General features: G+C 69.1%; 9 protein-coding genes. 3 read left to right on the top strand and 6 right to left on the bottom strand.

Annotation, left to right across the window (positions count from 1 at the left end; genetic code table 11):
• Nucleotides 1–1,017: an autoinducer 2 ABC transporter substrate-binding protein gene (locus tag NQK81_RS14925; RefSeq protein WP_371878870.1), complete on the bottom strand. Its 1,017-nt coding sequence runs from the start codon at nt 1,015–1,017 to the stop codon at nt 1–3.
• Nucleotides 1,018–1,287: 270 nt separating this feature from the next.
• Between NQK81_RS14925 and NQK81_RS14920 the strand changes: the two genes are divergently transcribed.
• On the top strand, nt 1,288–1,770 hold the full coding sequence (locus tag NQK81_RS14920; protein ID WP_371878899.1) for a DUF4396 domain-containing protein: 483 nt from the start codon (nt 1,288–1,290) through the stop codon (nt 1,768–1,770).
• A gap of 86 nt (nt 1,771–1,856) precedes the next feature.
• Here NQK81_RS14920 and NQK81_RS14915 read toward each other — a convergent pair whose 3' ends face one another.
• From NQK81_RS14915 to NQK81_RS14900, 4 genes are all read right to left on the bottom strand, one after another.
• Nucleotides 1,857–3,077 (bottom strand): glycoside hydrolase family 88 protein, encoded by a 1,221-nt coding sequence (locus NQK81_RS14915; RefSeq protein WP_257489763.1) that lies wholly within the window; start codon nt 3,075–3,077, stop codon nt 1,857–1,859.
• A 94-nt stretch (nt 3,078–3,171) separates the two neighbouring features.
• On the bottom strand, nt 3,172–4,557 hold the full coding sequence (locus NQK81_RS14910) for an FAD-binding oxidoreductase (protein WP_257488666.1): 1,386 nt from the start codon (nt 4,555–4,557) through the stop codon (nt 3,172–3,174).
• A gap of 140 nt (nt 4,558–4,697) precedes the next feature.
• Complete coding sequence (locus NQK81_RS14905; protein ID WP_257488665.1) at nt 4,698–5,924, bottom strand: DUF8814 domain-containing protein; 1,227 nt, start codon at nt 5,922–5,924, stop codon at nt 4,698–4,700.
• Nucleotides 5,925–6,030: 106 nt separating this feature from the next.
• A complete protein-coding gene (locus tag NQK81_RS14900; RefSeq protein WP_306856039.1) occupies nt 6,031–8,982 on the bottom strand; it encodes an AfsR/SARP family transcriptional regulator in 2,952 nt (983 codons plus the stop codon).
• Nucleotides 8,983–9,125: 143 nt separating this feature from the next.
• On the opposite strand from NQK81_RS14900, the gene NQK81_RS14895 reads away from it, so the two are divergent.
• Entirely contained in the window at nt 9,126–9,782 is a 657-nt protein-coding gene (locus NQK81_RS14895; RefSeq protein WP_219145448.1) for a hypothetical protein, read from the top strand.
• Between the two features lie 43 nt (nt 9,783–9,825).
• Entirely contained in the window at nt 9,826–11,397 is a 1,572-nt protein-coding gene (locus NQK81_RS14890) for an alkaline phosphatase D family protein (protein ID WP_257488664.1), read from the top strand.
• A gap of 171 nt (nt 11,398–11,568) precedes the next feature.
• On the opposite strand, the gene NQK81_RS14885 is transcribed toward NQK81_RS14890, so the two are convergent.
• A complete protein-coding gene (locus NQK81_RS14885; protein WP_257488663.1) occupies nt 11,569–12,573 on the bottom strand; it encodes a winged helix-turn-helix domain-containing protein in 1,005 nt (334 codons plus the stop codon).
• Nucleotides 12,574–12,626 lie beyond the last annotated feature (53 nt).

Genomic DNA, 12,626 nt, shown 5'->3' with positions numbered 1-12,626 from the left:
TCAGTACTTGAACTGATCCACGTTCTCGCGCGTGATGAGCAGCGGGTCGCCGAGGAGCACGGTCTTCCTGTCCTCCTCGTACTTGATCGCGGGCAGTTCGAGGTTGACCTTGTTCGACGGGCTCAGCCGTTTGCCCTCGGCGATCTGCTTGCCCGCCCACGCGGTGAGGTAGCCGAGCGATTCGACGTTCCACAGCACCGACAGCGAGGCGGAACCGTCCAGCAGGTACGGCTTGATCGCCTGCGGCGTCCCGACGCCGACGGTGAAGACGCGGCCGATCTTCTGCTGCGACCGCACCGCCTCGGCGACCCCTGGCGCGGACGTCGTGCACTCGCCGACCAGTCCGGTGAGATCCGGGTACTTGGCCATCAGCCCCTTGGCCAGCGCGGTGGCGTTGTCCTTGTCCTCGCCGGCGTAGACCGTCTCGACGAGCTGCGCATGGGGGTACTCCGTAGCGGTATACGTCCGCTGGACGGCGATCCACGCGTTGAGGTTCTCGGCGGTCTCGCCGCAGGAGACGATCGCGTACTTGCCCGCGTTCCCCATCTTCTTCATCAGTGCGTCGGTGAGCGCCTTGCCGATACCCTCCGGGGTCGCCTGGTTGACGAAGAGCTCGCGATCGGTGCCGGGCGCGTCGGTGTCCGAAGTGATCACATGGACGCCCTTGGCCCGCGCCTCGGTGATCGCGGGGGCGATCGTCCTCGGATCGTTCGGCGCGATCGCGATGACGTCCACCTGCTGGTCGACGAGGCCGCGCACGATGGAGACCTGCGCCGCGGGGTCCACCGTGGCCGGACCGGTCGATGCCCATTCGACCCCGAGCTGCTTGGCCGCGGCCTGCCCGCCGGTGTTCATCGCCTCGAAGTACGGGATGCCCGCGACCTTCGGCACGAACACGATCCGGATCGGCTTCGCCGCCGTCTCCGCGGGTTCTTCACCACCGCAGCCGGTCAGCCCGAACACCATGCCCCAAGCGAGCACAGTGGCAACGACGAGCGTCTTCGTCGGCCCTCGCATCTCCACCCCATAGTCACGGAACTACCTGAACCAGCCGATCGGTCTACGCGCGGTGGAGACCTCCGGCGAAACTAGGGGTCGTCGGTTACCCCGGTCAACCGGATGAGCGCAAAGGGTTACGGAAGTGAGTTCATCGACCTGGGCTGATTACCGGGTCGGCCTATGGGGGTGACGCTGAGCGATCGCGAGACGGGGGTCACTGCGCCATCTATACGGGTGGGGGGTATGGTTTCCCGCATGAACGAGACACGTCATGGAGCAAGCTGGTCGATGGCGGCGTCGGCGACCCTGCACTGCCTCACCGGCTGTGCGATCGGTGAGGTCCTCGGCATGGTGATCGGCACGGCGCTCGGCCTCGGCAACGTGGCGACGATCATCCTCGCGGTGGCGCTCGCCTTCGTCTTCGGTTACGCGCTGACCATGCGCGGCGTGCTGAAGTCGGGCCTGCCGTTCGGCACCGCGCTCAAGGTGGCGCTGGCGGCCGACACGGTGTCGATCGCGGTCATGGAGATCGTCGACAACGGGGTCATGCTGGTGGTGCCCGGTGCGATGGAGGCGGGGCTCGCGAGCCTGCTGTTCTGGGGCGCGCTGGCGTTCGCGCTGGCCGTCGCGTTCGTGCTGACGGTTCCGGTGAACAAGTGGATGATCGGGCGCGGGCTGGGGCACGCGAAGGTCCACGCGCACCACGGCGGGCATGGTGACCACAGTGGTCACGAGGGGCACAGTGGTCACGAGGGCCACCACGCGCACTGAGCGCTGCCCACCAGGTGGGTTGCGAAAGCCACTTTCACAACGTTGAAGGTTGCGAAAGTGGCTTTCGCAACGCCACGAAGGCCGGCTCAGACGCTCGACAGGTCGATCGCCTTGTCGATCTCCTTCGGCATCAGTACCCGCAGAAGACCCTCCAGCAGGTAGTAATCGGCGTAGGGCAACGAAACCTCGACACCGTCCTCCGCGCGGCGGTTGCGCGTCCCGCGCGCCACGATCGCCTCGGCGCGGGTGGACTTGGTGGTCAGGCAGGTGTCGCACAACGCGGTCAGGATCCGGATCGCCGCCTCGCGGTAGTGCGGCCGGTTCGCGACCTTCGCCAGGTCGAGCAGGCCGCACGCCATCACCGCACCGGCGGAAGAATCCTTGATGTCGTGAGGCGCCTGCGGGGCGAGGTAGTCCCACACCGGCACGTTGTCCGGGGTGAGGGCGCGCAGCGCGAAGTCGGCCAGGCGTTGCGCGGTCCGCAGGAACAGCGGGTCGCCGGAACGCCGGTACATCGTGGTGAAGCCGTAGATCCCCCAGGCCTGTCCGCGCGACCAGCAGGACGCCGGGCTGTAACCCTGCACGGTGTTCGGCCCGATCTCGGCGCCCGTTTCGGGATCGAAGTCGAACACGTGCGGCGTCGAGCCGTCCGGGCGCAGGAAGACCCGTTCGGTGGTCTTCGCGTGGGAGACGGCGATGTCGAGGTACTTCCGGTCACCGGTCTGCTTGCTCGCGAAGGTCAGCAGATCCAGGTTCATCATCGTGTCGATGATGACCCGGCCGGCGTTGCCCGGCGTGCCGAGCGCGCCCCACGCCCGGATGAACCTCCCCTTTTCGTTGTAGCGCTGGATGAGCGACGCGGCGGCGTTGAGCGCGCCGGTGCGCCATTTCTCGTCGCCGGTGAGCCGCCAGCCGGTCACCCACGACGGATAGAACAGGAATCCGAGGTCGTGGTCCCGCGTCTCGTACTGACGCGGCGCGAGCTTTTCCGCCGCCGCCATGGCGAGGGTGCGGAATTGCGGATCGCCGCTGTAGAGGGAGGCGAGCCACAAGGTGCCCGGCCAGAATCCGCCGATCCAGCCGCCGTTCTGCGAATAGGTCCATTTCTCGAACCGGGTGATCTCCGGAAAGGCCGTCACGCCGGGTGCGACCGCCCGCAATTTCGTCACCGCGTAATCGGCCGTTCGGCGGAAAGTCCTTAGGCTGTCGGTGGTTTCCTCGGCCGCTCCGGCGGCCGGGGTGATCGACGTCGCCGCGACGGCGGCACCGGCCGCGGTGGTCAACAGGGTTCGCCGGGAAACGCTCACAATGCCCGCCATTCGTCAGTGGGAAATGCGTCACGGGAGTTTCGCACGACGATGACGGGATTGTGAAGACCGTTCATGGTTGTGAATAAAAGGCTCACTCAGCGGGACGGATGTTCGCGTTGTGCCGGAACACGTTGTCCGGGTCGTACACCGCCTTGATGCCGGCCAGCCGCGCGTACTTCTCCGCGCCGAACGCCGTGCGCACCCGGTCTTCGTCGTATTCGTTCATGAAGTTCAGGTAGCCGCCGTAGTTGCTGGAATGCGGCAGGAGTTCCTCCCACAGCGTCCGCGCCCAGACGCGGTCGGCGGCCAGGAGTTCCGGTGTCGGGGCCGTGGCCGCCATCCCGACGACGAACCCGGGCGTCCGCGGCCCGCCGAACGCGGTCGCGTCTTCGCGCACCGTCGAGAATGTGTCCTGCAGCGGCACGATCGGCAGCACGGTCGTCGGCGACGCCTTGTCCGGCAGGCGCGCGGCGATCACGTCGATGACCTTTTCGGACAGCGAGGCGACGTACAGCGACTTCTCGTAGGCGAGGATTCCCCGTGGCGCGGTCGGGTCGAGCAGTTTCTGCAGTTCCGCGTACGGCATCGGCGTGACGAGTTCGAACGCCGCGGGCAGGCCGCCCCGGATCCGCTCGACCAGCCGGGCGTGCCGTTCGGGACCGTCGAAGCCGGCGACGACGAGCGCGAGGCCTGGCGCGAGGTGAAGCTCCGGCGGGACGAAGGGCGCGGGTGGCGCGTTGAGCCCGACGAGCATGGAACCGGTGCCCGACGGCAGGGACGCGATCACGTCCTTCGCGAAGCGCATCGCCTCGGGCGCGTCGGCCAGCGTCCAGAAGAACAGCCCGACCTCGGCGAGGCCGACGCGGTGCAGCCGGAACTCGAATTCCGTGACCACGCCGAAGTTCCCGCCCCCGCCACGCAGCGCCCAGAAGAGATCCGGATGCTCCGCCTCGGAAGCCCGCAGGATCCGGCCGTCGGCCGTCACGACCTCCGCCGAGAGCAGATTGTCGATCGTGAGCCCGTGTTTCGCGGTCAGCCAGCCGAAACCGCCGCCGAGGGTGAGGCCGCCGACGCCGGTGTCGCTCACCGTGCCGCCGACCGTCGCGAGCCCGTGCCGCTGCGTCGCCTCGTCGACGTCGGCCCAGAGCGCGCCGCCGCCGACCAGCGCGGTGCGGGTGCCGGGGTCGACGGTGATCCGGCGCAGCCCGCCGAGGTCGATCACCAGACCGTCGTCGGCGACGGCGGAACCGCTGAAACTGTGCCCGCCGCCGCGCACGGTGATCTCGAGTCCCTTGTCGCGGCCGAACGCCAGCGCGGTGACGACGTCTTCGCGAGTCGCGCATTCGGCGACCACCGCCGGGCGCCGGTCGATGTCGCCGTTCCACACGGCGCGGGCGGCGTCGTAACCCGGATCGGCGGCGGTGACCACCGTGCCGGACAGTTTTTCGCGCAGCGTGGTCGTTTCGGGCGGATTCATGCGGACCCCCTCAGGTCGTGGCTACCGCACGGTCTCTGAGCGGCAGGCAACGCCCAAGGTCCGTCCGCGTGGGCGAAAGGGCGGACGAAAGGGCGAAGGCCCGGCGTTATGGGGTACGCCGGGCCTTCGCGATCAGGGGGCTACGCGCACTTGGGCGCCACCGGCAGGTCCGAGCCGGTCTGCACGTAGGTATCGGAGACGTAGTGCCCCGGGCCGATCCGGTCCCAGACGTTGCTGGTGCCGAACTTGCCGGTGACGGTCTCGCCCTCGACGTAGCACTCGATGTTGACCTTCGCGTAGTTCGCCGCGAGGCCCTTGATCGCCGCGGTGGTACTCGCCGAGGCCCGGACGTTCATCGGGTCGCCGGCGGTGCTGATGACGCCGGTCGGGCCGGAGCCGGTCCACAGGTAGGAGACGTTGACCCAGCCGTTGTCGGTCATCTTCAGGCCGTCCCAGAAGGTGCCGTCCGCGAGGTCGATACCCGCCGGGTTGGCCACCCGGCGGCCGAACTCGTCCTTGCCGCCGTTGTAGCCGTCCTGGTACGCGGCCTGCGCCTCGGGCTTGCCCTGCGGCAGGTTCTTCCACATCTGGCGGGTGGCCGACGGGTTCCAGTAGTCGTCCTTGGTGTTCCACGGGCCGACGTCCCACACCGGGGCGTACTCGCAGCGGCTGTTGTCGGTGCGGCAGACGCGGACGGTGTAGTTGCCGGTGTTCTTCGGCGCGAGGCCGCGGCCCGAGGGGAGGGCGACGAAGTGGTCGCGGGACTTGATCACGTGGCCGTTGGCGGTGGTGCCGCCGACGAGGCCCTCACGGGTGCCGTAGACCCGGTACGTCAGCGCGGCGGCGGCCGCGCCGATCGCGTTGGTCTGCGGGCCGAGCTCACCCTGAAGGGTGACGTCGCTGACCTTCGCGGTCACTCCGTCGGTCACCGTGCGCAGTCCGATACGGACCTGGACCGTGGAGACCGAAGCGGACAGCTGGGCGGCGCCGCCCTCGGTGGGCGTCCACTCCGTCCAGTCCTGGGAGTCGAGCTTGCCCCGGACGTCGACCTCGACCTCGGTGCCCTTCGGCGCGTCGGCGGTCACCTGGGCGGTGACGCGGTTGACCGGCTTCCCGAGCTTCTGCTCGGCGAGCAGCAGGTAGCCCTGGCTGCCGATGGAGTCGGGTTTTCTGTGCCAGGCGGCGTTTTCCAGGCTGAGCACGCCACCGTCGCTGCGAACGTTGACGTCGTCTCCGTCCACAGTGGACAGGTCGGCGCGCCAGCTGCCTTCGGGCGCCGCGTTCGCGGGGCTGGCGGCCAAGGCGGTGACCGCCCCCACGGCCAGGACGGCCGCCATCACCCGGCGGGCCTTAACGGTCCGGACCATTCCGGTCTCCCTTCGAGCACTCTCGGTTGCTACGAAGGGAGCTTCGCTGGGGCCTGTACACGATCGATACAAAAGCGAGTCGGCACCTGGTTGCGCTGGGTGAAACTCAGGCGCTCGCGGAATCGTCGTATGACGCTTCGGCCGCCTCCTGCAGACGCGAGGCGAGCGCGGATTCCTGTGGGCGCGCGGAGAGTTCCCGCCACAACGCCAGCGCGCGTTCCGAATACGTCCGCGACCGCTCGGGCTGGCTCAGCGCCTCGTGCAGTTCGCCGAGCAACTGCGACACCTCGGCCTCGGACCGGCGGTCCCCGTTGCGCCGGTGCACGCTCAGCGAATTGACCAGCAGCAGTTGCGCGTGGGCCAGGTCTCCGCTGTGCAGATACAGCTCGCCGAGATTCTGGTTCGCGTAGCCGACGCAATGGTCGTCACCGAGTTCGTTGAAGATCGCGATGGCACGGTCGACCCGCTCCCGCGCGCCGGAGAGGTTGCCCTGGTGCTGGCGCAGCATGGCGAGCCGTTTCAACGCGTGCGCCTCGCGGTGCCGGTCGCCGATCAGGGCGGACTGCTCCAGCGCCTCGGTGAACCAGCGTTCAGCGTCGGCGAACCGGCGCCGCGCCAGCCACACCGCGCCGATCGCGATCCGCGCGACGGCCTCGCCGTGCGGATCGCCCGCCGCCGAGAACTGGTCGAGCGCCGCGTGACAGTGCTCCAGCGCGACGGTGTCCTCGCCCTTGATCCGCAGCACGGTGCCGAGCCCGGCCAGCGCGATCGCCGCTCCCCGCGTGTCGCCGATCTTGTCGAACAGCAGTTGCGACTGCTCGAACGCGACCAAGGCCTCGGCGTAGCTGTCCTGGTACAGCTGGATCTGCCCGAGGTTGCGCTGGATGATCGCCTCGCCGCGGACCTCGCCGGACCGGCGGGCGGCGGCCAGCGCGACGGCGTGCGTGTGCATCCAGTCGTCCTGGTGACCGCGCTGGTCGAAGTACGGCGCCAGCGCGGCGGCGAGACGCCAGGCCAGCGAGTCGAAGCCCAGATCGGCGGCGAGCGAGACGGCGGCGACACAGGTGTGCCGCTCGGCGGCGAACCACGCGGCCGGATCCTCGATCAGATGCGCGGTGCCCGGCGGCAGCGCGGGCTGGACGGCCGTGTCGTCCCGGTAGAGCCCGAAGAAATGGATCGGCATCCGGTCCGCGGCTTCGACCGCGAGCGCGAGATAGCCCTCCAGTACCCGTTTCGTGGCGTCGCGCGCCTTCAGCGGAACGTCCTGCGCGCGGAGTTCGAGGGCGTAACACCGCAACAGGTCGTGCAGGCGGTAGCGAGGCTCGCCGGTGGCGTCCGAGCCGCTGAGCTCGACCAGGTGGGCGTCCACCAGCACGTCGAGGACGTCCTCACCATGCGTACGGCCGAGCAGGGCCGCGACCACCCAGCCGGGGAACTGGACCGACCCGAGCCCGCCGAGGCCGCGGAACGCGGTCGCCGCCGACATCGGGAGGAGGTCGTAGCTGAGCGTGACACTGGCCCGTACGGCGAGATCGCCGACGCGGAGTTCGTCCAATCTTCGTCTTTCGTCGCGCAGCCGGTCGGCCAGTACGCGCAACGTCCAGCCCGGCCGGTGGGTCAGCTTCGCCCCGGCGACCCGGATCGCGAGCGGCAGATATCCGCAGTGGCGCAGGATCGCGGTCGCGCACTCCGGCTCCGCCGCGACCCTTTCCGTGCCGACGATGCCTTCGAGCAGCTTCGCGGCGTCGGCTTCGGGCAGCAGGTCGACGTCGACGGAAGTCGCCCCGGCCAGATCCGGCATCCGGATCCGGCTGGTGATCAGCATCGCGCAGGAACCCGCGCCGGGCAGCAGCGGGCGGACCTGCGCGGCGCTGCCGGCGTCGTCGAGGACGACGCACATCCGCAGGGTCGCGAGCCGGGACCGCAGTAACGCCGCGCGCTCGGGGAGATCACGCGGCAGCCCCGCGTCGGGAACCCCCAGCGCGCGGAGCAACTCGGCGAGCACGGTCATCGGGGGACGGGGCGAGGACGACGTCCCGGCGAGGTCGACGTGCAGCTGACCGTCCGGGAAGTCGTCACGGACCGCGTGCGCCACCCGGATCGCGACGGAGGACTTGCCGATCCCCGGCGCCCCGGACAGCACCGCGATCGCGGGCTTTCCCTGGGTACGACGCTCGTGGAAGAGGCCGACGAGCGCGCTGACCACCTCGTCGCGGCCGGTGAAGTCCGGCAGGTCCAGCGGCAGCTGGCAGACCGGTGTCATCGGCACGGTGAGGGCGGCGGCCACCGCGTCCTGGGTCGCGGACGGCGTGAGGACGAGTGAGGCCCGCAGTTCCCGCAGCCGCGGGCCCGGTTCGGTGCCGAGTTCCTCCGCGAGCACCTTTTCGGCCGTTTCGTAGGCCTCGATCGCGTCGGCCGTGCGGCCGTCGGCCCGCAGCGCGACGATCAGCTGCTGCCAGAGCTCTTCGCGCAGGGGGTGTTCGGTGACCAGGCCGCGCAGCTCGGCGACGGCCTCGGCGGTCCGGCCGAGTTCGATCCTCGCCCGAAGCCGCTGTTCCTGGACCGCGAGCCGCAGCTCCGTCAGCCGGGCGACGGTCGCGCCCCAGCCATGATCGTGGGGGAGGCCTTCGAGAACTTCCCCGCGCCACAGCGCTTCCGCTTGATCCAGCAGGTCGAGGGCCGATTCGGCTTCCCCGTGGCCGAGCGCGTCCTGCGCGCGGGCGGCCAATTCGCCGAAGCGGATGTGGTCGATCTCGTCGGGTGCGGCCTTGAGGATGTATCCGGATGCCCGGCTTCCGATGCGCTCCCCGAGTTCGGGGTCGTGGTCGGCGAGGCGTTTGCGGAGCGAATGGACGTAGGTGCGGATGTTCGCCGCCGCCGAACGAGGCGCCGACGAAGGCCACAGGACCTCGATCAGCAGTTCGGTGGAGACGACGACGTTGGGCTGGAGCAGGAGAGCGGCCAGCAGCAGCCGGGGTTTGGGCCCGCCGAGCGGCACCACCTGCCCGTCCACCGCCACTTCGAGCGGACCGAGAACGCGAAACCCGAGAATAGTCACCTAAACCGCCAATACGGCAGGAGCCCCATATCCGCCGATAATATTGCCGTCCCGCCATGGTTGGCTAGATCCATTCGCATGCATGTGCAGACAGCGGTCGGCGTTTGTACGTGATGTGTACGACGCCGGTCGACGCTGCGGTCATGAAGCGTTCAAGTGTCCGGCGGCTCGCCGGTTTCTTTCTCGTGCTGGTGACGGCGGGCGCCTTGGGCCTCGCCGGAGCCACTCCCGCACTGGCCGCGGCCACCGGGACCGTGAAGACGGCGGGTGACCCGCTGAACGTCCGCCGCGCCCCGAGCACCTCCGCGACCGCGGTGCGCACGGTGGCCAACGGCGCCACGGTGACCATCGACTGCCAGACGGTCGGGACCTCGGTCACCGGTCCGCTGGGCACCACGACGTTGTGGGACTACGTCCCCGCGCTCGGCGGCTACATCTCCGACAGCTACGTCTACACCGGCTCGGACCAGCGGATCGCACCCGACTGCGGAGTCGGTTCCGGCAGTGCCGAATGTTCCACCGGTGTCTGCGCGGGTGAGGGCCAGTTCCGCTCGTCGGACGCGCATTTCCTGGTCTACGACCGGAACGCCGACGGCAAGTCCGCCGTCGTCGCGTACTGGCTGAAGGGCGGCGCCGGCCCGTTCTACGTCTGGGCCTCCGGCGGCAACGGCACCCATGTCGACAAGGCCGTGCCGGTCGCGAAGGGATCGTGGGTCTATTACAAGGTCTGCGTCGCCGACGCCGCCGCCAATCCGGCGCTCGAAGCCTGTAGTGGCGGCATCACCGATTACGCCGCGTGAAATCCCTCCCCGTTCTTTCCCCACTTCGAAAGGTTGAATTTTCATGGGCCAGGTGAATCGGCGTGCGGTACTCCTCGGTGGGGCCGCGGCGGTTTCGGCGGCGGCGTTGTCGTCGACGGTGCCTTCGTGGGCGAACGCGAGAACGCTGGCGGCGGCGCCCGCCATCCACGACCCGTTCCAGCTCGGAGTCGCGTCGGGTGACCCGTTGCCGGACAGCGTCGTGCTGTGGACGCGGCTCGCTCCCGCCCCGCTGAACCCCGACGGTTTCGGCGGTATGCCGGACGCTTCGTACACAGTGGACTGGGAAATCGCCAACGACCAGGCGTTCTCCTCGGTCGCGCAGAGGGGAACCGTGACCGCGGCCCGCGCTTCCGGGCACAGCGTCCACATCGAACCGGTCGGACTGGAGCCGGGACGGGAATACTTCTACCGGTTCAAGACCAGCGGCCACATCTCGCCCGTCGGCCGGACGCGGACGGCGCCCGCCGCCGGTGCCGCGGTGAACCAGCTGAAGTACTGCTTCTCCTCCTGCCAGCACTGGGAGGAAGGCTGGTACCACTCGTACAAGGGCATGCTCGCCGACAACCCGGATCTGGTGCTGTTCCTCGGCGACTACATGTACGAGCGGAAGTCCGGCCGCGCCGCCGCCGACCGGAATCCGCGCCGGCTGGCGTTCACCGAGGACGTGACGACGCTCGCCCAGTACCGCGCGCGGCACGCCCAGCACAAGACCGACGCCGACCTCCAGAACGCGCACGCGATGGCGCCGTGGGTCGTGGTCTTCGACGACCACGAGGTGATGAACAACTGGAACGGCACCACCAGCCCGGCCACCGCGGAGCGCAAGGCCGCCGGTTTCCAGGCGTTCTACGAGAACATGCCGATCCGGTCCACCGCGAAGCCGAGCGGCGCGTCGATCCGCCTGTACCGGCAGTTCGGCTGGGGCAACCTCGCCCGGTTCCACATGCTCGACACGCGCCAGTACCGCAACGCGCAGGTGACCGATCCGTCCGGTACGACGGGCCCGTCGTGCACCGACATGCGTTCGACGTCGCGCAGCATCCTGGGCACGACGCAGGAGGCTTGGCTGCTGAAGGCGCTGGAGACGCACCCGGCGAAGTGGGATTTCCTGGGCCAGCAGGTCTTCTTCGCCACTCGTGACGGCGACGGCAACAAGGCGACCTGTGAGAGCCCCGATTCCTGGCAGGGTTACGAGGCTTCCCGAGACCGGATCGCGAAGGGCATCGTGGACCGCAAGGTGCCGAACCCGATCGTGCTGACCGGCGACGTCCACCGGCACTGGGCGGCCGACCTGCGCCGCGACTATTTCAACCACAGCGACCCGGTGTTCGGTTCGGAACTGGTGACGACCTCGGTCACGAGCAACAGCGACACCGCGACCGATCCGTCGTCGACGTGGCTGTCGCACAACCCGCATATCAAGTACTGCCGGGGAAAGCGCGGTTATGTCCGGGTGACGGCGTCGCAAACGCAGATGCGGGCGGACTTCATGACGGTTTCGGACACCAGCGAGTACGACTTCTCGAAGGTGGTCCTGGCCGCGGACCGTTCGTACGTGGTCGAAGCGGGGAAGCCGGGGCTCCAGCGGGTTTAGCGACTGGGGGAGTGTCGCGAAAGCCACTTTCGAGACATCAGGTGTCCCGAAAGTGGCTTTCGCGACACCAGGGGCGGCGGCTCGAGGGCGGCGGGAGCAGCGTTGCGAAAGCCACTTTCGCAACCTTCAACGTTGCGAAAGTGGCTTTCGCAACGTGCCGGGTGACCTGAGTCAGGACAGCAGATCCACCAGCGCGTCACCGCGAGGAGTCCGGGCCACGAGTACCACCTGGCCCTCGCGGTGCCGCTGGATCAACCCCGCCGAGACGAGCTGTTCGCAGTGGTAGGTCGCGGTGCTCGCGGCACAGGACAGCAGATTCGCGATCTCGCCCATCCGGGCGGGCTTTCCCAGGTGCCGCAACAGTTTCGCGCGGTGGGCGCCGACGACCAGGTCGAGCCCGTCGACGCCGGGGGCCGGTTCGGCCTTGCCGCTGTCGAGCAGGCCGTCGAGCCCCGGCAGCGGGTAGCCGATCCAGACGGCGTCCTCTTCGTCGAAGTTGGACACCACCGAGCGGCTGCCCGCGAGCATCGGGACCAGGATCAGCTTGCGGCCACGGACGGCGTACTTCGCAGGCTCGGCGTCGGGCAGCAGCAGACAGCCGTTGCTGAACCGGAAATGCGGCCGCAGCAGGCCGAGCACCGCGTCGGTCCCGCCACGGACGGAGGCGACGCCGATCCGTTCGATCTCGCGGTCGAGCAGGGGACGGGCCTTGGCCCAGAGGTTTTCGGTCGCCAGCCTGGTCGCGGTGAAGGCGTCCGCGAGCGAGGCGGCCCAGCGTCTCGGATGGTCGGCTGCCTGCCGCCACTGCGCGGGCACCCGGTCGCCGAAGACCTCTTCCAGGCCTTTCAGGACGTCCGATTCCGTCAGCTCGCGCAGCATTTCCGCCTGGGCCGCGGCGGAAGAGTCCTCACCGGGACTGATCGGGACGATGAAGTCCGGCTGCACCGAGGTGCCGCGGCGGGCGAGTGAGCTCGCCGCGCGGTAGCCCTGCTCGGGGATCGCCGAACCCACCTGACGACGCCAGGCGGCGGGCAGCCCGCGGTCGTACCCGCCGACGACCTCGACGAGCATCGAAACCAGGGAGATGTGCGGGGAAACCGTCACACCGACCGGGATCGTGCTGGTGTCACCGAGTTCGAGCCGGGTAAAAGAAGCCGGGGGCGGCGTCTCGCGCATCCGGTCGTCCCTCCTGGGAGTGGGCGTCGCAGCACGCGATGTTAGCGCCTCGG

The sequence above is a fragment of the Amycolatopsis roodepoortensis genome, assembly GCF_024628825.1.
Taxonomy (GTDB): Bacteria; Actinomycetota; Actinomycetes; order Mycobacteriales; family Pseudonocardiaceae; genus Amycolatopsis; species Amycolatopsis roodepoortensis.
The sequence above is the reverse complement of the archived record's forward strand: the minus strand, read 5'-3'. Positions and strand labels throughout refer to the sequence as shown.